Genomic DNA, 20,782 nt, shown 5'->3' with positions numbered 1-20,782 from the left:
TGCCGAGAAGACGGTCATGGCGAGTTCCTCCCTAGTTGAGGCTGATGCCGGCGTCGCGCAGAGCGTCGAGCAGCGTGCCGCGTTCCAGCGCGGCGGCCATCAGCTCCAGGTCGTCGGCCATGTAGCGGTCGTCGTCGAGGCTGGGCACCAGCGAACGCACGGTGTCGTAGACGACGCGGGCACCCGGGCTGAGCCCGTCGAGACGCCCGGAGACGTCCACCGCCTGCGCGGCGGCGAGGAACTCCAGCGCGAGGATGATGTTGTTGTTGCGCAGCACCCGCCGCGCGTTGCGGGTGGCGATCAGACCCATGCTGACGACATCCTGGTTGTCGCCGTTGGAGGGCACGCTCTGGGTGCTGGCCGGGGCGATCGTCCGGTGCTCGGCGACCAGTGCGGTGGCCGGATACTGCGCGCCGGCGAAGCCGCTGTGCAGGCCCGGCTCACCCTTGATCAGGAACTCCGGCAGGCCGTAGCTCAGGTGCCGGTTCAGCAGCCGGTTGCTGCGCCGTTCGGAGAGCACCCCGAGCTGGGTGAGCGCGATCGTCAGGAAGTCCATCACGAAGGCAACCGGCTGGCCGTGGAAGTTCGCGCCGTGGAAGATCTCCCGGCCGGTGAAGAACAACGGGTTGTCGTTGGCGGAGTTGAGCTCGATCTCGAGCTTGAGCTGGGCGTGGCTGAGGGTGTCGCGGACCGCGCCGATCACCTGCGGGATCGCCCGCAGCGAGTAGGCCTTCTGCAGGTAGACGTCGGAGCGGTGCACCCCGGAGCCGTTGCCGTTGGCCTTCTCCTTGCTGGCGGCCACCTGCCGGCGCAGGTCGGCGTGCTCGACGGTCAGCCGGCTGCCGTGCATCAGCGCGCGCATGTTGGCGGCGCTGGCGATCTGCCCGGCGTGCGGACGGGCGATGTCGTGGCCCTCCGGCTGGAACGGGCTCATCGAGCCCTGCAGCGCCTCGATGACCAGCGCCGCGGCGATCTCGGCATGCCGGGCCTGGGCGAGGGCGTGCGAGGCCACCAGGGCGCCGACGCCGGTCATCGCCGAGGTGCCGTTGATCAGTGCCAGGCCCTCCTTGAAGCGCAGCCGCAGCGGCTCGATGCCCAGCGCGCGCAGCACCGGCCCGGTCGGCACCTTCTGGCCGTCGCGCAGCAGGTAGCCCTCGCCGATCAGCGAGCTGGCGATGTGGGCCAGCGGGGCAAGGTCACCGCTGGCTCCCAACGAGCCGATCTCGGGCACGGCCGGGGTGAGACCCTCGTTGAGATAGAGGGCGAGCCGCTCCAGGACCAGCGGGCGTACGGCCGAGTGGCCCTTGGCCAGTGCGTTCAGCCGGGCGGCGACCACCGCCCGGGACTCCGGCTCGGAGAACAGGGGGCCGACGCCGGCGCTGTGACTGCGTACCAGGTTGGTCTGCAGCTCGGTCTCCTTGGCCGTGTCGACGAGCATGTAGATCATCTCGCCGTAGCCGGTGGTCACCCCGTAGACCGGAATGTTCTGCCGTACGGTCTCCTCGAACTGCGCCCGGCTGGACGCGGCGCGTTCCAGCACCTGCGGGCCGAGCGCAACCCGCGCGTTGTCCTCGGCGATGCGGCGCACATCCGGCACGCCGAGCGTCTCGCCATCGACATCGACGCGGACACCGGTTCCGACCATGGTCATTTCCGCTCCCAGGTGGGTGTGACGAACAAAGGCCGCTGCCGTGCGGCTGGTTGCGAATCGATTCTCATCACCGCCGGACCGGCCGCTGCACCTTCGTGATTGCCCATCGCCGGAGGGCGCGGACGACCGCGCACGGCGGGAGACGACCAGCTGCGCGGGGCCATCGACATTGGACGCACGAGCGCGGATCCGGCCCCAGGTCGGCACTCGTGGAGATGCGACCGCCGACGAGGCCGCCCGACCATGAATTCCGACGTAGCGCCCAGTGCCGACCGGAAATGGCGAGGCTGATGCGGGGAGCATCCGAAAGCTCACGATCACCCATCGGCGCGGCCCGACAGCACTCCAGACCGCCTGTTGAGAGGACGCACATGATCCACATGTTTCAGCCGAGCGTCGGCGCCGAGGAGCTCGAGGCCGTCGGCAAGGTGTTCGACAGCAACTGGCTGGGATACGGGCAACAGACCAAGGCGTTCGAGAAGGACTTCGCCGAACACCTCGGGGTACCGCCTGAGACGCTGCTCTTCGTCAACTCCGCCACCTCCGGTCTGGGCCTCGCGATGGAACTGCTGAATCTCGGCCCCGGTGACGACGTCGTCCTGCCCGCGGTGAGTTTCGTGTCCAACGCCAGCACCGTCGCCGCCACCGGCGCCCGTCCCGTCTTCTGCGACGTCGACTCCCGCACCCTGAACCCTTCGGTCGCCGACATCGCGGCTGTCCTGACGCCGCAGACCAAGGCGGTGACGGTGTTGCACTACGGCGGCCTGCCGGGCGACGTCATCGCCATCGCCGCGCTGTGCCGGGAGCGCGGAATCACGTTGATCGAGGATGCCGCCTGCTCGGTGGCCTCGACCGTGAACGGCAGAGCCTGCGGGACCTTCGGCGACATCGGCATCTGGAGCTTCGACTCCCGCAAGATCATCACGACCGGGGACGGCGGCATGATCTACGTACGGGACGCCGAGCTGGCCCGCAGGGCCCACCGGCTCGCCTACCACGGCATGGAGGATCGCGGCGCCTTCGCCGCCGCCGCGAAAGAGCCACGCCGCTGGTGGGACCAGCAGATCCACGAGATCGGCCGGCGGCTGATCGGCAACGACGTCACCGCCGCCATGGGCCGCGTCCAGCTTCGCCGGCTGCCCGACTTCGTCAAGCGGCGCGGGGCCGTCATGGCCGAATATGACTGGTTGCTGGCTGACGCCACGGGCATCCAGCGCCCCCCGCGGCCGCCCGCCGGTCACGTCTCCACCAACTACTTCTACTGGGTGCAGCTGGACCCGGAGATCCGCGACGAGGTGGCCGAAGACCTGCTGCGGCGGGGCATCTACACCACGTTCCGCTATCCGCCGCTGCACCGGGTCCCGCTCTACGGTTCGGACGCCGACCTGCCGGGCACCGACGCAGCCGCGGCCAGCACCCTGCTGCTCCCCCTGCACCAGGCGCTCACCGACACTGAGGTGCAGCGAGTGGCCCGCGAACTCCTCGCCGCCGTCGACGCGCGCACGCACCGGCGGGCCGCCTGAGCACGCCGTCCTGCCGCAGCCCGCTCGTGAACCGGGACGTCATGCCCGCGACGCGGCGGCTTCGGACGCGGCACTCGTTACCTAGGAGGCTCCCATGCGAATCCTCTTCCTTACCTGTGCGAGCAGGACCCATCTCTACGCGATGGCGCCGTTGGCCTGGGCGCTGCAGACGGCCGGACATCACGTACGGGTCGCCAGTCAACCCGACCCGTCGGGACTGACCGTCGAGGACGTCGCCCACACCGGCCTCACCGCCGTCTCCATCGGCGACGAGATCGATGTGAGTGCGATGATGGCCGATGCGGTGGCCGAGACGACCCCGCAGGCGGCGATCGACAGCCCGTACGAGCAGCAGCGCAAATCGGTGCAGGACGACTACGTCGCAGCGGATCCGCACCACGAACTCGACCTGCTGGCCCGCTACCATTTCACCGGCTTCAACCCGGACTCGGTGATCGACGGCGCGGTGCGTTTCGCGCGCACCTGGAAGCCGGATCTGGTGATCTGGGACGGAATGACCATGGCCTTCTCCGGTCCGGTGGCCGCACGGGCCAGCGGCGCCGCGCACGCCCGTCTCCTGATCAGTACGGATGCGCTGGTGCAACTGCGTACGGCAGCCCGGGAGAAGAACCCCGACCGCGACCCGATCCGGGATTCCCTGCAGCCGACACTCGACCGGTTCAGCCTCGACTTCGACGAGGAGATGGTGCTGGGCCAGTGGACCATCAACGCCATGCCGCCGTGGACCTGGCAACCGCCCGGCATGGACTACCTCACGATGCGCCCGATTCCGTTCAACGGCCCCTCGGTGGTGCCGGAGTGGCTGCAGGAGGAGCCTGAGCGCAGGCGAGTCTGCCTGACCCTCGGCCTGTCGTTCCGGGAGCTGAACGCCGGTGCGTCGATCACTGAACTGATCGAGGCGGTCGCCGGGCTGGACGCCGAGGTGGTGCTCACCCTCAGCAAGGAGCAGCTGGCGTCGCTGCCGAGCGTGCCGGAGAATGTTCGTCCGGTCCACTTCGTTCCGCTGACCGCGCTGCTCCCCACCTGTTCGGCCATCGTTCATCACGGCGGCCTCGGCACGTTCACCACGGCACTCGAACACGGGGTGCCGCAGCTCCTGGTGCCCGGGAAGTTCGGAAATGACAAGTTCTGGGGCCCGGTCGCAGTCGCCAACGGGCTGGAGGAGCAGGGCGCGGGCGCGTATGTGAGCGATCCGGGCCGGCTGACCGCGGAGGGACTGCGCGGCCACCTCCTGCGGGTGCTCAACGATCCGGCGTTCGCCAGGAACGCCGCCCGGCTGAGCGCGGAGGCCGCCGAGCTGCCCACACCGAATGACATCGTCCCCGACCTCGAAAAGCTGACCCTCGAACGTCGGGGGCACCGCCCTTGACGTCACATGGAGATGCGGTGCGGATACGCGAGCTTTCCGTCGAAGGTGCCGTCGAATTTACGCCCACGGCTCTGCACGACGACCGGGGCCTCTTCGTCTCCCCCTTTCAGGAGACGCCGTTTCGAAAGGCGACCGGCCGGCCGCTCTTCAACGTGGCGCAGACCAATCACAGCAGGTCCCGCCGGGGCGTGGTGCGCGGTGTGCATTTCACGGCGACCCCACCCGGCTGCGCCAAGTACGTGTACTGCGCCCAGGGCGCGGCGCTGGACATCGTCGTGGACATTCGGGTCGGCTCACCGACATTCGGCAGCTGGGACGCCATCCGGGTCGATCCCCAGAACTTTCGTTCGGTCTATTTCCCGGTCGGCGTCGGGCACGCGTTCATTGCGCTGGAGAACGACACGGTGATGTGCTACATGATCTCCGGGGAGTATGTTCCGGAGAACGAGCATGCGCTCCACCCACTGGACCCCGACCTCGACCTGCCGCTGCCGAAGGACATCCCGCTGATCATCTCCGAGCGGGACCAGGTGGCGGTGACTCTGGCCGAGGCCGAGCAGCAGGGACTGCTCCCGCGGTACGAGAGGTGCAGGGAAGCGGAGGCGACGTTGTGGCGCTGACGTCACCATTCGCGGGGTCGTGAAGCGGCGCTCGCCAACCGCCGGCCCGGCATTTCTCCGCGATTGCCAGGCACGCAATCCAGGAGATGACCACGCCCGCACTCGTGGCCAGAATTTAGTGCAGATCATCGGCTCGAATTGCCCCGCACGACGTCGTACCGACGCCGAGGACCGCCCGCCCGGACACCACGCGACGGGGCGTCGCCGCTCGACTCCGGCAGCTCGGAATTGAACTCGAATGGCAACCAAGTGGGAGGCATCGTGACCATCACCGGCGACCTGGCCATCACCGAGTGCACCGAGTGCAGGATTTGCGGAAACCGCGCGCTGGTGCCGATTCTCGATCTGGGAAATCAGGCGCTGACCGGGATCTTTCCTCGACCCGGCGAGGTCGTGCCGACCGCTCCGCTGGAGCTCGTCAAGTGCGGCCCGGGTGGCTGCGGCCTCGTGCAACTGCGGCACACCGCCGATCTCTCGCTCATGTTCGGCGTCCACTACGGATACCGTTCGAGCATCCGCCCCTTCATGGTCAATCACCTGCACCGGAAGGTCGCGCAACTCACCGGCATGGTCGACCTGGACCGTACCGACCTGGTCCTCGACATCGGCAGCAACGACGCCACCCTGTTGCGGGGCTACCCGGCCGACGGCCTCACCCGGGTGGGCATCGATCCGACGGGCGAGAAGTGGCGGGAGTACTACCCCGACGACATCGACCTGATCCCGGACTTCTTCTCGAAGGCGGCGTTCGCGGAACGGTACGGCGACCGCAAGGCCAAGATCGTCACGTCGATCGCGATGTTCTACGACCTGCCCGACCCGGTCGGGTTCATGGCCGACGTCCGCGACATCCTCACCGACGACGGGGTGTGGATGATCGAGATGAGCTACGCGGTCCCCCTGCTCGAAATCCCCGCCTACGACGCGATATGCCACGAGCACCTCGAGTACTACAGCCTGCGTCAGATCGAGTGGATGGCCGAACGCGTCGGGTTCACCGTGTCGACGGCCGAAATCACCGACGTCAACGGCGGCAGCCTCTGCGTCACGCTGGTCAAGGACCCGACCAAGCACAAGATCGACACCGCCCAGGTTGACCGGATCCGCCGGCGCGAGGCCGAACTCGGACTCGACAGCATGGCGCCGTACGAGACCTTCGCCCGCCGCGTCCGCGACCACCGCGACAAGCTGCGCGCCTTCCTCGACGAGTCGCGGGCGGCGGGCAAGCTGACCCTGGGGTACGGGGCGTCGACCAAGGGCAACGTGATCCTCCAGTACTGCGGGATCGGCGCCGAGGACCTGCCGTGCGTCGGCGAGGTCAGCTCGGAGAAGCACGGGTGCCTCACTCCCGGGTCCGGTATCCCCATCGTCTCCGAGGAGGACGCCAAGGCGCGCCGGCCCGACCAGTTGCTGGTGCTCCCCTGGGTCCACCGCGGGGGGTTCATCGAGCGGGAGCAGGAGTTCCTGGCACGCGGCGGCAGGTTGGTCTTCCCGCTGCCGGCCATCTGCGCGGTCTGACCCGGCTCGCTCGCCCTGCCCGCCCGGAGGAGAGAACCCATGCCACCCTCGGTGAGCCGCGCTGACGACTTCCTGCTGTCGGCCCTGACGGCGAACAGCCCGGAGACGCCTGATCCCGACACCTTTCTCAAGGAACGCTTCGCGGCCTCTTCCTACAAGGTGGCGGAAGTGCCGTTGGCGACCCTCCCCGAGTGGCGGATCGACGACCGCCTCATCCACTCCTCGGGCCGCTTCTTCACGGTCGAAGGCCTGTCCGTACGGACGAACTTCGGTCCGGCCTCCCAATGGAGCCAGCCGATCATCGTGCAGCCCGAGATCGGAATCCTGGGGATCCTGGTCAAACGGATCAACGGCGTATACCACTTCCTGATGCAGGTGAAGATGGAGCCGGGCAACACCAGGCTGGTCCAGTACGCGGCGACGGTGCAGGCTACGCCGAGCAACTATCAGCGCGTCCACGGCGGGCGGTCCACTCCGTACCTGGAATACTTTCTCCGACCCACCCGCGGGCGCATCGTGGTGGACCGGCTGCTCTCCGAGCATGCGTCCTGGTACCTCTACAAGCGAAATCGCAACATGATCGTGGAAATCCCACCGGATGAGGAAGTCCTGATGAGGGAGGACTTCGCCTGGCTCACCCTGGGCCAACTGCGCCGCCAACTCGCGCGCGGGAACGTGAACATGAACGCCCGTACGGTGCTGGGCTGCATCTCCTACGGGGCGGCCGGCGGCGGGCTGGTCAACGGCGGAACCACCGACGAGTTTCAGGCTCGGGTCATCGCGTCGCACAGCCTGGCCCGATCGGACGCCGACCTGTCCGCAGCGATGACCTGGCTCATCGACCAGAAGGAACTCTTCACGCTGGACGTGCGGCGGGTCGGCCTGTCGGAGCTGGACGGCTGGATCGCCGACGGGCAAAGCATCAGGCACCACGACGGCGCCTACTTCCGGATAATCGGACTCTCCGTGGAGGCGACCAGCCGGGAGGTCGGCAGGTGGTGGCAGCCGATGCTCGAACCCGTTCCCGGCAACCTGGTGGCCTTCGTCTGCCAGCGCCGTTCGGGAGTGCTCCAGTTTCTCGTCCAGGCGATGGTGCAGCCGGGCCTCACGGACCGGCTCGAACTCGCCGCCACGATTCAACTCGCACCGGGCTATTGCCGCGGGCCGCAGGATCTTCCACCGCTCGTGGAATACCTCACCGCACCCGCGTCGCAGGTGCGGATGGAGTCGCTGCAATCAGAGGATGGCGGCCGATTCCACCGGGCGGACACGAAGCACCTGGTGATCGAACTTCCCGAGGATCATCCCGTTGACGCGCCCGAGAACTATCGGTGGATGACGCTCGGTCTGCTCAACCGGCTGGTGCACGACGGCTACTACGTCAACGTCGAGGCACGAAGCCTGCTGGCCTGCCTCCTCTGACCACCCATCCCGCCACAACCACACCGCAAGTTCTGGCGCGACGATCCGGAGCGACCCATGGAACTTCTTCTGATCGGCATGTCGAGATTCGCCCGGCGCCGCGTGCTACCGGCCGCGGCCGCCATGAAAGAGATCGAGGCGGTCAACATCGCCAGCTCGCACGCCGACCCCGCGACCGCTGGCTCGCTACCGAAGCTGGGACAGATCTACGCCGACTGGCGTGCCGCGCTGCAGGCGATCCCGCCCGGTCTCGTCTACGTCTCGCTGGTGAACAGCGAGCATGCGCAGGCTGTTCGGTATGCGATAGAGCAGGGTCACCACGTGGTCGTGGACAAGCCGGCGTTCCTGACCCTCGACACGGCTGAGGAGATGGTGTCGCTGGCTCGATCGTCCTCCCGCGTGCTCGCGGAGGCGACATGCTATTCGTTCCATCCCATGTTCGCCGAGGTCAGATCACTCGTCGAGGGCCTCGACACGGATGTCACCAAGGTCGTCGCCGTGTTCACCCCGCCCGTGCCGGCAGACGATTTCCGGCACGACCGCGGTAGGGGTGGTGGCGCCCTCCTCGACACCGGCCCCTACCTGGCGTCCCTCGGGAGAGTTCTGTGGGGCGCGGAACCGGAGCAGGTGCAGGTCATTGTGGGCGACCGCACCGCGGACGGCCTGGAAACGTCCTACAGCGTCCTGGCGGGTTATCCGGGCGGCAAGACGATCGTCGGGCAGTTCGGGTTCACCACGACCTATCGAAACTCCCTGCTGTTGCTGGGACGACAGCTGTCCGTCGACCTCGAACGCCCCTTCTCGGCTCTGCCGGACATGACCGTCGGCATCCAGATCGAATCTCATGGCGAAAGGCACGTACGACACGTGGGCCCGGCCGACAGCATGCGGATCTTCCTCGCCAGCGTCGTCGACGCGGTGCACGACAACTCGAGGGAGTTCGATGCTCCGTTGCTGAGCGATGCCCGTACCCTCGACCGTCTCGTCCGAGCGGCATCGAGCGGCCAGGAGGATGGCCGGGTGGTGATGCGGGGCTGACCTAGGGTGCACGGCAGCGGCTGGGCCACCCGGCGCCCGGATACGCTCGCGACCGTGAACACCCCCGCCGCCAGCAGCGGGCCAACTGCGCCGGCCATCGTGGACGCGACGGCGCTGGCACGACCCCCACCTTCAGGCCCGGTTTGCCCGACCGACTCGCCGACCGCACGCCGACCTGGAGAAGATCGCGGTGGATGGCGCCGCCCAGGGGCGTGGCGTCGGCCGGGCAACGGCTGACGCCGCGGACGCCCGAAGGGTACCGAGCGTCCAAGCCGGGGCGCGACGTTGGGGGCTACGCGCCGGGTCTCACTTTCGCACTCCGACGAATATTCCCGGGCTGGTGGGCCGCCCGTCCCCCAGTCTCAACGGGGGCGTCAGTTCCACCGTGCAGCCGGCGTCCCGGAACGCCGCCTCGTACTGTTCGCGACTGAACAGGCCTACGGAGAGAACGTCGGTAAATCCCTTGATGCCCGTGCGGTCCGCGACAACGCAATGAATCTCGATGCGGCTTCTGTTCCCCTGCTTCGTCGAGTGGCTTATCCGCGACACCACGCGACCGCTCTCCTCGGCGAGGTGGCTGCCGATGTAACCGTCGATGAAGTTCTCCGGAAACCACCACGGTTCGATCACCAGGACTCCGCCCGGGACAAGATGCTCCGCCATGCGGCCGATCGTGGTGACCAGCTCATCGGCGGACTTCACCTCGGCCACGGCGTTACCGATGCAGGTCACGGCATCGAAGGTGCGGCCGAGATCGAAATCAAGCATGTTGCCCGGGTGCACGGTGGCCTGCGGCAGTCTCCTTCTCGCCACCTCCCGCATCGCCGACGTGAGCTCTAGTCCCTCCACGTGGTCGAAGAGGCTCGCGAAGGCCGCCAGATGGGCACCAGTGCCGCAGGCCACGTCCAGCAGGGTCTTCGCCTCGGGAAACCGGGCCCGAACCAGGCGGGCATGCTGCTCCGCCTCGGCCCCGAAGTCCTTGCCCCGGCTACGGAAAACGAGGTCGTAGAGTTCAGCGTGATCCGGTCCATATTCCATCAGTCTCTCCTTGCCACGCCGGGACGACCGGCTCATCAGTTCTGGATTCGAGCAGGCAAGCAGCCGTCAACAATCGCGGTCACGCCCTGCGGCGTCCGCCGAGTTCGGCGCACCGGCAGGCGACCGCCGTTTCCGTCAGGGGATCGATCCGGTTCTGCCGTCAAATTCGGCCATGATGCCAGCGTCCCGTCGCCGGGCCGGCGGCGCATCTCCTGAGTTGCGGCGCGCATTCCGCAGCTCGGTTGACCGCAATCACCGAGATGCGCCGGAGGAGTCCGTGGCGAAACGATACAGCCACAGCCGCCGACCCCACGGAAGGACAATTACGATGCTGGATATCGACGCGGCGCTCGACAACGAGACAGCCGCCGCCATCCAGGCGGTACCCGGGCGCATCGTGCAGGCCTGGGCCGACAACGATGGAGCGGCGTTCGCAGCCGCGTTCGCCGAGGACGGCACGCTGATCCTGCCCGGCGTCTTCCTCACCGGTCGCAAGGAGATCCAGGGCTTCATGAGCCAGGCTTACGCCGGGCCGTACAAGGGCACCAACGTGACCGGAACCCCGCTGGCGGTGAAGCAGTTGGGCGAGGGTGCCGCGCTGGTCATCACCCAGGGCGGCGTGCTCCAACCGGGCGAGACCGAGGTCGCTCCCGAACGGGCCATCCGGGCCACCTGGACGCTGGTCAAGCAGGGACCGGACTGGCTCATCACCGCCTACCAGAACACCCCCCTCCGGGCGTCGTGACGCTGACGTCGGTGCGGTGAGCGATTCCCAGCCGTACCGACGCCGGGGAGAGCGGAGCTCAGCACCCGCCGGCGTACGTCCGGCACCGGCGGCGGTCGCGATCCGCTGGTGACCCGCGGCCCGTGCCTCGCCATCGCGAGGCGGGCCGCGCGTCGCTGTCCGCCCGCGCACGACGTCCCAGCGCTCCGGTACGAGCGCAACCACACGCCCCGGAGCCGTTCACCAGCGCCGCTGGGCAGTCCGGCTCCGCCCGGACGGATATGCGGACCGCCGTGTCTTCATCGCCACGAAGCAGCACTCGACAGAGGAGACCGACATCCATGAAGGCCCTGGTGCTCTCGGGGGGTGCGGGCACGCGCCTGCGACCGTTCAGCTACTCGATGCCCAAGCAGCTCATCCCCGTGGCCGGCAAGCCCGTGCTGGAGCATGTGCTGGGCAACATCCGGCAGGTGGGCGTCGACGAGGTCGGCATCGTGGTGGGCGACGGCGGCCCCGCGATCGCCGAGGCGATCGGGGACGGCGACCGCTTCGGCCTGCGGGTGACCTACCTGCCGCAGGACCGGCCGTTGGGTCTGGCCCACTGCGTACGACTGGCCCGCGACTTCCTCGGCGACGAGGAGTTCGTCATGTACCTCGGCGACAACATGCTCCCCGACGGCATCCGGGACGTCGCTGCCGACTTCCGCCGACGCCGCCCAGCGGCGCACGTCGTCCTCCAGAAGGTCACCGACCCCCGGGCGTTCGGCGTCGCCGAGTTGGACACCACCGGGCGGGTGCGGCGCGTGGTGGAGAAACCGCAGCAACCACGCAGCGACCTGGCGCTGATCGGGGTCTACTTCTTCACCGCCGCGATCCACCAGGCGGTCGCCGCCGTACGCCCCTCGGCCCGCGGCGAGCTGGAGATCACCGACGCGATCCAGTGGTTGGTCAGCCACGACTTCGAGGTCCGGGCGAGCGAGTACGCCGGCTACTGGAAGGACGCCGGCCAGCTCGAGGACGTCCTGGACTGCAACCGCCGGCTGCTCGGCGATCTGCGGCGCGAGGTGGCCGGCGAGGTCGACGCGGACAGCCGGCTGACCGGCCAGGTGGTGATCTGCCCTGGCGCCCGGGTGGTCCGGTCGCGGATCGACGGACCGGCCATCATCGGCGACGGCACGCTGGTGGAGGACAGCCGGATCGGGCCGGGCACCGCCATCGGCAGCCACTGCGTGCTGCGAAGCACCCGGCTGGCGGACTCCATCGTGCTGGATGGCGCCACCATCGCCGGGACCCCGGGCCTGCACGGCTCGTTGGTGGGGCGGTCGGCGGTCGTGGCCCCCGGCGGCGACCGGTCGTATCACCGCCTGGTCGTCGGGGACCACACCCGCGTCGAGATCGCCGACTGAGCGGGGCGGCGCCGGGTCCGGCGGATCGCCGCGCGGGGCCGCCGGGTCGGCGGGGCCGTGACGGCGTCCCGCCGGACCCGGCGCTCAGCCGTCGCCGGCACTACGGCGTCAGCTTCTCCAACGCCGGGGCCATGCACAACGGGATCCGGACCCGCCGATCCGGGCCAACGCCGCCCCCGAGCGGCGTCGGCCCGGGCCGGCGTGCCACGCCGGCCCGGGCCTCGGGCAGTCCGGGTGATCAGTTGGCAGTGCCGCTGGCCGGCATCGGCGCGGCGGCCGGCGCCGGAGCGGTGTCCTCCGCGCCGTCGGGTGCCGGCACGGCGCCGGTCGGCGGCGCCTGGCGCAGTGCGAGGACGGCCACCACGGCCAGGCCGACGGCGATGGCCGCGGAGACCATTGCCACGCCGTGCAGGGCCGTGGTGAACGCGGCCCGGGCGGCGTCGAACAGGGCCGTCCCGACCACCTCCGGCAGCTCCGCAGCCGCTGCGGCGGCGCCGGTGATGTTCTCCCGGGCTGAGGTCGCGGCGCCGGCCGGCACGTCCGCGGGCAGCTCAAGCAGGTTGCGGTAGATGGCGGTGCCGACGCTGCCGATCACGGCAATGCCGAACGCCACACCGAACTCGCCGCCGGTCTCGGACACCGCCGACGCCGATCCGACCTTCTCCGGCGGCACCGATCCGACCACCAGGCCGGTGCCGAGGGAGGCGAACGCGCCGGCGCCCAGCGAGACGATGGCGATGCCGATGATCGGCAGAGCCAGCGAGGCCGACTCCTCGACCCGGCTGACCACCAGGAAGCCGATCGCCGCGATGCCGAGGCCGGCGGCGAGCACCGTGCCGGGGCGCACCTTCTGCGCCACCCCGGGGGCCATCATCGCGCCGATCACCATGCCGACGGCCGAGATCACCATCAACAGCCCGGTCGACAGCGGCGACAGTCCCTTGACCAACTGGAGGAACAGCGTGAAGAACAGCGACAGGCCGGACATCATCGCGGTGCCGAACAGCATGATGGCCAGGGCGGCGCTGAACGAACGGTGACGGAACAGGCGCAGGTCGAGCAGCGGCTCGCGCTGCGTCCGCTGCCTGCGCACGAAGACGACGGCGAACACCAGGCCGACGACCAGGCTGAGCACCGGAACCAGCTCCCAGCCGGCCCGCGCCAGCTCCTTGATGCCGTAGATCAGGGACAGGATCGCGACGAGGGACAGGACGACGCTGACCAGGTCGAGCCGCCCGCCCTCCGGGTTCCGGTACTCGGGTAGCAGCGCCGGCCCGGCCACCAGGAGCAGGAGCATGACCGGTACGGCCAGCAGGAAGACGGACCCCCACCAGAAGTTGGTCAGCATGGCGCCGCCGACCACCGGGCCGATGGCGCCGCCGGCCATGAAGCAGCTCATGAACACGGCGATGGCCATGCCCTGCTGCTTCGGGTTGGGGAACATGTTGCTGATCAGGGCCAGCGCTGACGGCATCACGGTGGCTCCGGCGATGCCGAGCAACGCGCGGGCACCGATGAGCATCTCGGCGCTGGTCGAGTACGCCGCGAGCACCGAGACGAGCCCGAAGCAGGCGGCACCGATGAGCAGCAGGCGGCGACGGCCGATCCGATCACCCAGGCTGCCCATCGTGACGAGGAACCCGGCGGTCATGAAGCCGTACACGTCGATGATCCACAGCTGTTGGGTGCTGGTGGCCGCGAGGTCTGCGTCAAGCCGGGGCAGCGCCAGGAACAGCACGCTGATGTCCACTGACAGCAGCAGCGTGGGAAGGGCCAGGACCGCCAGGCCCAGCCACTCGCGCCGCCCCGCCAGCGGGGCTGGCGTGTTGTCGTTAACGTGCATCGGGGTCCCTCCTGGTCCACACAGCGGGCACAGGTGGACCTACGCACAGTTCTCGCTAAAGGGACAGATTGTCATGTTCGTCGTCCCGCGGCTTCTTCCAAAGTGCGCAATCCGGCGGGTGGTCCTGTGATCCACTGCCCGCACCGCTGCCGTACGTCATCCGGGCCGAGCGCGAGGTCGTCGTCATCCTGCGGGATGCTGGGCCTCCTAGGCCGGCGCGGCCACCAGTGCGCCAGGCGCCCGGTCATCGCGCCGCCCAGTAGGTGCGGGTGTTGACGAACTCGCGCAGGCCGGCGGCGGCCAGTTCCCGTCCGTATCCGCTGCGCTTGGTCCCGCCGAAGGGCAGGCGTGCGTCGGAGGCGACGACGGCGTTGATGAAGGCGGCGCCGGTGGTGATCTGTCGGGCGAAGGCGACGCCGTGTTCCGGGTCGGCGGTCCACACGCTCAGTCCGAGCCCGTACTCTGAGGCGTTGGCCAGCCGGACGGCGTCGGCCTCGTCGGCGGCGACCGCCACGGCGGCGACCGGGAATGGTGGGTTCGAAGAAGTACCCGCTGCCGGGCAGGGCCCGTCCTCCGGTGAGCAGGGTGGCGCCGGCGGCGAGCAGGCCGTCGGCACCCGCCTCGACGGCTGACCACCGCGCTGGACGCCCTCCGCGCCGGAGTGCGAGTTGTTGCCGAAGACCCAGGTCAGAGCTAGCCTTCTGAACATGTTTGGACAGGTGCTCAAGCTCAAGCACGAGCGGGTCGTCGAGCAGCTCGCCCGGGAGATCCGAGGCGGCCGGCTCGCCCGCGGCACCCAACTGCCCGGCGAGCACGCGCTCGCGACCCGGTTCGATGTGAGCCGGAACACCGTCCGTCAGGCCCTCACCGAACTCAGCCGCCGCGGGCTGATCGAGACCCGCTCCGGCAAGGGGTCGTTCGTGACCTTCGACGGCCGGACGATCGACGACCGGCTGGGCTGGTCCCGCGCCCTGGCGGAGCAGGGCGTCCCGACAACCGTACGCGTCCTGCGACTCGAGCTGGTCCATGAGCCCGAACTGGCGGAGCGGTTCGATCTGCCGTCCGCCGAATGCGTCGCCGTCGACCGGCTCCGGTCGCTCGACGGAGGCTCGGCCATCTCGATCGAGCGGAGCCGGATCCCGGCCGTCGGCCCGTTGCGCGAGCTGCCCGAACGCGGCCTCACCGGGTCCCTGTACACGGCGCTGCGCTCGGCCGGCCTCGTTCCGACGCAGGGCGAGGAGTGGGTGGAGCTGGCCGAGGTCGCACCGCCGGACGCCCAACTGCTCGACTGCGCCGCCGGCAAGCTCTTCCTGCGCACCCGGCGGCTGAGCCGGGACGCACGCGGTGAATTCGTCGAGCACGTGGAGAGCCTGCTGGACCCGGCACGGTTCCGGCTGCACCTGCGCTTCGGGGAGGCGTCGGAATGAGTACGTCGACGCCGGCCCGGGCCGCGACGCTCGAATCGCGGGCCGTCGCGGCCCTGACCGGGCTCGCCATCGGTGACGCGCTCGGCATGCCGACCCAGTCCATGCCGCGAAAGCAGATCGTCACCCGCTACGGCCGGTTGACCGGTTTCGAGCCGGGGCCGGCGGACCAGCCGATCGCACCCGGCATGCCCGCCGGGACGGTGACGGACGACACCGAGCAGGCACTGCTGCTCGGGCGGCTTCTTCTCGACGGCCGCGGCCGCATCGACGGGCATCGTCTCGCCCGGGAGCTGCTCGCGTGGGAGGACGACATGCGCCGACGCGGCTCGCTGGACCTGCTCGGCCCATCGACCCGGGCCGCGGTTGCCGCCGTGGCCGCCGGCCGCCCGCTCGAGGAAGCCGGCCGGTTCGGGACGACCAACGGGGCGGCGATGCGCATCGCCCCGGTAGGCGTCGCCGTACCCGCAACCGACCTGGACCGGCTCGTCGACCGGGTCGTCGAGGCGAGCTGGGTCACCCACAACACCGGCGTCGCCCTGGCCGGCGCCGCCGCCGTCGCCGCCGCGGTCAGCGCCGGCCTGGACGGCGCGGACACCGCGACCGCGACCGCGACTGCCGTACGGGCGGCGCAGCTCGCCGCGGGCCGAGGCCACTGGGTGGCGGCGGCGGACATCTCGGCCCGGATCGCCTGGGCCGCCGACCTGGTCGCGGGACGGACGCCGGAGGCGGCGGCCGACCTGATCTACCACCTGGTCGGGACGAGTGTGGCGACCCAGGAGTCCGTCCCGGCGGCCTTCGCGGTGCTCGCCGTGCACCCCGACGACCCGTGGCAGGCCTGCCTGCTGGCCGCGGGTCTCGGCGGCGACACCGACACGATCGCCGCCATGGTCGGCGCCATCGCCGGCGCCGGCCACGGTGTCGGGTCCTTCCCGGACACCGCGCTGGAAACGATCGAGAAAACCAACCACCTCCCCTTGGCAGACATGGCGACCCGCCTGCTCGCCCTCCGTCAGCCCCGCTGACGCCGGTACGCAGGGAAAGGCAGGATGACGATGTCCACGACGGAACCGGCCGGCACGATCCCGGCCGACACCAACCGGGTCGGCGCCATCGAGACCAGAGGCATCGAACCGGTGCCCCCCACCGAGCGCACGGGCCGGCCCGGCCAGCTCTTCTGGGTCTGGTTCGCGGCCAACATCTCCATCCTGGGGCTGCCGCTCGGTGCCACCCTGGTCGCGCTGCGCGGCATGAACATCTGGCAGGCGCTGCTGGTGGCCGCGATCGGATCCTTCGGCTCCTTTGCCCTCGTCGGCCTGATCAGCGTGGCCGGGAAGTGGGGCGGCGCGCCCAGCATGACACTGTCCCGCGCGGTCTTCGGACCCCGCGGCAACCACGGGCCGACGGTGGTCTCGTGGCTGTCGCGGGTCGGCTGGGAGACGGTCAACACGACCACCGCCGCGTACGCGCTGCTGGCGTTGCTGAACATCGCGTTCGGGCTCACGGCGAACCCCGTGCTGACGGTGATCTGCCTGCTCGCCTTCGTGGCGCTCACCCTGGTCGTCTCGGGCCTGGGGCACGCCACGCTGATCTGGATCCAGCAGTGGGCGACGTACGTCTTCGGCGCGCTGAACGTCGTGGTCGCCGCGTTCCTGATCACGCGGGTGAACTGGCAGGCTGTGCTTGACGCGCCGGCCGCCCCGCTGAGCGTCGTCATCGCCGGGATCGGCGTGATCGCCGCCGGCACCGGCATCGGCTGGGCGAACGCCGGTGCCGACATGGCCCGCTACCAGCACCGGAACGTCTCGGGCGGACGGATCGTCGCGGCCGCCTCGGCCGGCGCCGGAATCCCGCTGTTCCTGCTCATCGGGTTGGGTGGCCTGCTCTCGGCCGGCGACGGCCACCTGGCCTCCGCCAGCGACCCCGTCTCGGCGATCCAGGTGCTGCTCCCGTCCTGGATGGCGGTGCCGTACCTGCTCGCCGCGTTCGGCGGTCTGCTGCTCTCCAACAACCTCTCGGTCTACTCCGCCGGCCTGACCATGATCACCCTCGGCATCCGGACCCGCCGGGTGGTGGCCGTGGGCCTGGACATCGTGCTCACGCTGGCCGGTGGGATCTACTTCATGCTGATCGCCGGCAACTTCTACGGGCCGTTCATCACCTTCATCTCGCTGCTCGCCGTGCCGATCACCGCGTGGGTCGCGGTGTTCCTGGCCGACATGCTCCGCCGGCGGGAGTACGACCCGCGTGGACTGATGGACACCACCCGCACCAGCGCCTACTGGTACCGGGGCGGGGTCCGCTGGACGGCCCTGCTGCCGTGGCTGGCCGGCACCGTCTTCGGCCTGCTCTTCACCACGGCCTCCACCTCGGCGGACGACGTCTGGTTCAGCGGCCCGCTCGCGGACTCCTGGCTGGGCACGAACGGCCTCGGCTGGGTCGCGGCCTTCGTCGTCGCCGGTGCTCTGTACCTGCTGCTTGCCGTGCTCGGCGGCCGGCGCGGCGGCGAGGCGGGGCGGACCGGATCCACCCGGCCGGAGGGGAACGCGCCGGCCGGCGACCGGGCCGTCGCGGAGGCCCGGCGGTGACCGGGCGGCCGGCCCGGCTGGTGCACACCGGGAACGTCGTCGTCGACGTGGTGATGTACCTGCCGCGGCTGCCGGAGGTCGGCGGGGACGTGCTCGCCTCCGGCAGCCGGATCACCGCCGGGGGCGGGCTCAACGTCATGGCGAGCGCCGCCCGCCAGGGACTGCCCGTGGCGTACGCCGGGATGCACGGCACCGGGCCGTTCGGCGACCTGGCCCGCGAGCAGTTGGCCCAGGCCGGCGTCGAGCTCGTGCAGCCGGCGCTACCGGAGCTCGACACCGGGTTCAGCGTCGCGCTGATCGACCCGGCCGGCGAGCGCACGTTCGCCACCAGCGTCGGCGCGGAGGCGCGACTCGGGCCGGCGGACCTGGCCCGGATCGACCTGAGCCCCGGCGACGTGGTGTACGTGTCCGGTTACAGCCTGGCCTACCCGTCCAACGGTCCGGCGCTGGCGGCCTGGCTTCCGACGGTCGCCCCGGAGGTCACCGTCGTCGTCGACCCCGGTCCGCTGGTCGCCGAGATACCCCGGTCCATCCTGGCGTCCGTCTCAGAACGTGCCGACTGGTGGAGTTGCAACGAACGGGAGGCGCGGATCCTCACCGATCGCGCCGATCCGGAGGCGGCCGCCGCGTCGCTGGCGGCGCGCACCGGGCATGCCGGCGTGGTGGTCCGTACCGGGCCGCAGGGCGCCGTCCTCGCCACCGACGACCGATCCGTGCGCGTGCCGGCCTTCCCGGTGACCGTGGTGGACACCAACGGCGCCGGGGACGCCCACGTGGGCGCCTTCGTGGCTGCCCTCGTGAGCGGTCTCGACCCGGTCCAGGCCGTACGTCGTGCCAACGCCGCCGCGGCGCTGGCCGTCACGCGGCACGGGCCCGCGACCGCCCCCACCGCCGTGGAGGTCGACGAGTTGCTGGCGGGGCGCTCTAGCCGGTGACCGCCGTGCCGGGCGCCGCCGCGACCGCGGTGCCCCGGCACCCCGGCCGGTCAGGCCCTGAGGAAGCGGTCGGTCACCCGCTCGAACTCTTCGGTGTGCGTCCAGATGAGCGCGTGGCCAGCAGCGCCGATGACCACCAGCTCCGCACCGGCGATGCCCGCGTGGAGCATCCTCGCGTGGTGGATCGGCACCGCTTGATCATCCGAGGCGGTGATCACGAGGGTCGGACAAGTGATCTCCGCCAGCCGCCGCCTGCTGTCGAACGCCATCGTCTGCTTCCAGGCGGACGCCATCAACGTGCGGTCCTGGTCCGCGATGAGTCCCGCGAGCCAGTCGGCACGTTCTCTGCCGAGCTGCGGCGCCGCCGGTGAAACGATCAACCTCGCCGACAGCCGCATACCGAGGAGCCGGAGCACCAGCGGCAGCAGGCGGCCCTCGACCTGTTCCCGCAAGGTCGCCATGTTGAACGCGAAGGTGCAGGCGAGTACGAGGCGGTCGCACCGGTCGGGAAAGTCGAGGACCAGCTGCTGAGCGATCGCACCGCCCTGCGAGTAGCCGAGCACGGCGGTGGACTCGATGCCCAGCCGGTCGAGCAGCTGCGACAGGTCAGCTGCCAGCTGCGTGGCCGCGTACGGCGGCGGAAGTCCCCGACTCCGCCCGTGGCCGCGCAGGTCGGGAACGATCACGCGATGACGGGCGGCGAAATGCTCTATCACCGGCTCGAACATCTGGCCGGTGACCATCAAGCCGTGCACGAGCAGGAGCGGCGACCCCGATCCGTACTCGGCGAAGTACAGGCGCTCTGACGGTGATCGGGCAGCGCGCATGGCAGTCTCACGGCCCTTCCCCGCGGGTGGCGGACGATCCGGCCCTCAGCGTCGCAGCCGGCGATGGTGTCGCCCGGCACCGCCACCACTCGAAAGATCCATGGCGCCTCCCCTTCGCCATGATCCCACGATTCCGGTGGCTCGAACACCACGACGTCGCCGGTGCGCGGCTGGTAGTCGCCCGGCTTCACCACCTCGGCCGTGACGATCGAACCCGCGGTGATCGTCGGCTCCATCGTGCGGGAGCCCATCCGATAGCGCTCGCCGCGGGCACCCTCGCCGAGCGACCCGCAGGCGGCCAGTCGACACCCGGACTGCCCGTGCCGGCGGATGTCCAAGCAGCGGTACCTGGTCCTGAACGGTCAGCCCGACAGGGCCTTCGTCATGAAGACGCTGTTGGGATCCTCCCGGTAAGAACCGAATGGGGAGCAGAAGACGAATCCTGCCTTGGCATACAGCGCTCTCGCCGGGGCGAAGAAATCCATGCTGCCGGTCTCCAGGGAGATCCGGCGAATGTGGCGCCCACGGGCATCCCCCAGCAGATGCTCGAGGACCCGGGTCGCGATTCCCTGGCCTCGTCGCGTCGGATCCGTCCGCATGCTCTTGAGTTCTTCATGACCCGGGTCCAGTGCCGCGAGAGCACCAGTCCCGACAATCTCGTCGCCAACCGACGCCACCCACAGGCGGACGTCTGGTGCCTGCAGCCGACGGAGGTCCAGTGCGTGCCGGCTCTCCACCGGGGCTGTGGGCGCGAGGTCGTCAAGATGCGCCCGAAGGAACGCACCCAGGTGCGGGTCAGCGAAGTCGGCACGCTCGATGCTCAGGTGCATGGTGG

Annotated in this window: 19 protein-coding genes; 12 read left to right on the top strand and 7 right to left on the bottom strand. The window is 69.9% G+C overall.

The features are described 5' to 3' along the window. Window positions 1–31: 31 nt before the first annotated feature. Window positions 32–1,651, bottom strand: coding sequence for a tyrosine 2,3-aminomutase (gene cmdF / locus ACGF4F_RS00175; RefSeq protein ID WP_357443306.1), 1,620 nt, complete (start codon window positions 1,649–1,651; stop codon window positions 32–34). Between the two features lie 371 nt (window positions 1,652–2,022). Here cmdF and ACGF4F_RS00170 point away from each other — a divergent pair, with 371 nt between their 5' ends. The 6 genes from ACGF4F_RS00170 (at window position 2,023) to ACGF4F_RS00145 (ending at window position 9,162) form a co-directional block, all read left to right on the top strand. Then, window positions 2,023–3,174, top strand: a complete 1,152-nt coding sequence (locus tag ACGF4F_RS00170) for a DegT/DnrJ/EryC1/StrS family aminotransferase (protein ID WP_393073390.1) — start codon at window positions 2,023–2,025, stop codon at window positions 3,172–3,174. Between the two features lie 94 nt (window positions 3,175–3,268). Next, the gene (locus ACGF4F_RS00165) at window positions 3,269–4,564 is read left to right on the top strand and encodes an activator-dependent family glycosyltransferase (protein WP_357443302.1); all 1,296 of its coding nucleotides are present in this window, start codon (window positions 3,269–3,271) and stop codon (window positions 4,562–4,564) included. A 17-nt stretch (window positions 4,565–4,581) separates the two neighbouring features. Further along, entirely contained in the window at window positions 4,582–5,184 is a 603-nt protein-coding gene (locus ACGF4F_RS00160) for a dTDP-4-dehydrorhamnose 3,5-epimerase family protein (protein WP_357443300.1), read from the top strand. 261 nt (window positions 5,185–5,445) lie between these two features. After that, on the top strand, window positions 5,446–6,702 hold the full coding sequence (locus ACGF4F_RS00155; RefSeq protein ID WP_357443298.1) for a class I SAM-dependent methyltransferase: 1,257 nt from the start codon (window positions 5,446–5,448) through the stop codon (window positions 6,700–6,702). A 39-nt stretch (window positions 6,703–6,741) separates the two neighbouring features. Next, complete coding sequence (locus ACGF4F_RS00150) at window positions 6,742–8,124, top strand: NDP-hexose 2,3-dehydratase family protein (protein WP_357443296.1); 1,383 nt, start codon at window positions 6,742–6,744, stop codon at window positions 8,122–8,124. A gap of 57 nt (window positions 8,125–8,181) precedes the next feature. Continuing rightward, window positions 8,182–9,162, top strand: coding sequence for a Gfo/Idh/MocA family oxidoreductase (locus ACGF4F_RS00145; protein WP_357443294.1), 981 nt, complete (start codon window positions 8,182–8,184; stop codon window positions 9,160–9,162). A gap of 306 nt (window positions 9,163–9,468) precedes the next feature. Here ACGF4F_RS00145 and ACGF4F_RS00140 read toward each other — a convergent pair whose 3' ends face one another. Continuing rightward, complete coding sequence (locus tag ACGF4F_RS00140) at window positions 9,469–10,200, bottom strand: class I SAM-dependent methyltransferase (protein WP_357443292.1); 732 nt, start codon at window positions 10,198–10,200, stop codon at window positions 9,469–9,471. Window positions 10,201–10,528: 328 nt separating this feature from the next. On the opposite strand from ACGF4F_RS00140, the gene ACGF4F_RS00135 reads away from it, so the two are divergent. Next, complete coding sequence (locus ACGF4F_RS00135) at window positions 10,529–10,945, top strand: SgcJ/EcaC family oxidoreductase (RefSeq protein WP_073836146.1); 417 nt, start codon at window positions 10,529–10,531, stop codon at window positions 10,943–10,945. A 320-nt stretch (window positions 10,946–11,265) separates the two neighbouring features. Beyond that, complete coding sequence (locus tag ACGF4F_RS00130) at window positions 11,266–12,330, top strand: glucose-1-phosphate thymidylyltransferase (RefSeq protein ID WP_357443289.1); 1,065 nt, start codon at window positions 11,266–11,268, stop codon at window positions 12,328–12,330. Between the two features lie 238 nt (window positions 12,331–12,568). Here ACGF4F_RS00130 and ACGF4F_RS00125 read toward each other — a convergent pair whose 3' ends face one another. Then, window positions 12,569–14,173, bottom strand: a complete 1,605-nt coding sequence (locus tag ACGF4F_RS00125) for an MFS transporter (RefSeq protein ID WP_357443286.1) — start codon at window positions 14,171–14,173, stop codon at window positions 12,569–12,571. A gap of 244 nt (window positions 14,174–14,417) precedes the next feature. After that, entirely contained in the window at window positions 14,418–14,687 is a 270-nt protein-coding gene (locus ACGF4F_RS00120; RefSeq protein ID WP_357443283.1) for an aldehyde dehydrogenase family protein, read from the bottom strand. Between the two features lie 193 nt (window positions 14,688–14,880). On the opposite strand from ACGF4F_RS00120, the gene ACGF4F_RS00115 reads away from it, so the two are divergent. Genes ACGF4F_RS00115 through ACGF4F_RS00100 form a run of 4 tightly spaced genes read left to right on the top strand, consistent with a single transcriptional unit; the run spans window position 14,881 to window position 19,120 of the window. Next, the gene (locus ACGF4F_RS00115; RefSeq protein WP_357443280.1) at window positions 14,881–15,600 is read left to right on the top strand and encodes a GntR family transcriptional regulator; all 720 of its coding nucleotides are present in this window, start codon (window positions 14,881–14,883) and stop codon (window positions 15,598–15,600) included. Continuing rightward, complete coding sequence (locus ACGF4F_RS00110) at window positions 15,597–16,622, top strand: ADP-ribosylglycohydrolase family protein (protein ID WP_357443277.1); 1,026 nt, start codon at window positions 15,597–15,599, stop codon at window positions 16,620–16,622. The genes ACGF4F_RS00115 and ACGF4F_RS00110 overlap by 4 nt, the downstream gene beginning before the upstream one ends. Before the next feature lie 30 nt (window positions 16,623–16,652). Further along, entirely contained in the window at window positions 16,653–18,185 is a 1,533-nt protein-coding gene (locus ACGF4F_RS00105; RefSeq protein WP_357443274.1) for a cytosine permease, read from the top strand. After that, window positions 18,182–19,120 (top strand): PfkB family carbohydrate kinase, encoded by a 939-nt coding sequence (locus ACGF4F_RS00100; RefSeq protein WP_393073378.1) that lies wholly within the window; start codon window positions 18,182–18,184, stop codon window positions 19,118–19,120. Before ACGF4F_RS00105 ends, ACGF4F_RS00100 begins: the two co-directional genes overlap by 4 nt. A 50-nt stretch (window positions 19,121–19,170) precedes the next feature. Here ACGF4F_RS00100 and ACGF4F_RS00095 read toward each other — a convergent pair whose 3' ends face one another. From ACGF4F_RS00095 to ACGF4F_RS00085, 3 genes are read right to left on the bottom strand one after another with little or no spacing between them, the layout of a single operon-like run. After that, window positions 19,171–19,875 carry an alpha/beta fold hydrolase gene (locus tag ACGF4F_RS00095; RefSeq protein ID WP_393073373.1) on the bottom strand — a complete coding sequence of 235 codons (705 nt, stop codon included), beginning with the start codon at window positions 19,873–19,875 and terminating at the stop codon, window positions 19,171–19,173. Further along, window positions 19,863–20,285, bottom strand: a complete 423-nt coding sequence (locus ACGF4F_RS00090; protein WP_357443265.1) for a S26 family signal peptidase — start codon at window positions 20,283–20,285, stop codon at window positions 19,863–19,865. Before ACGF4F_RS00090 ends, ACGF4F_RS00095 begins: the two co-directional genes overlap by 13 nt. Before the next feature lie 24 nt (window positions 20,286–20,309). Continuing rightward, on the bottom strand, window positions 20,310–20,777 hold the full coding sequence (locus tag ACGF4F_RS00085; RefSeq protein ID WP_357443262.1) for a GNAT family N-acetyltransferase: 468 nt from the start codon (window positions 20,775–20,777) through the stop codon (window positions 20,310–20,312). Between the last annotated feature and the right edge of the window lie 5 nt (window positions 20,778–20,782).

This window comes from Micromonospora sp. NPDC047740 (assembly GCF_043204735.1).
Taxonomy (GTDB): Bacteria; Actinomycetota; Actinomycetes; order Mycobacteriales; family Micromonosporaceae; genus Micromonospora.
The sequence above is the reverse complement of the archived record's forward strand: the minus strand, read 5'-3'. Positions and strand labels throughout refer to the sequence as shown.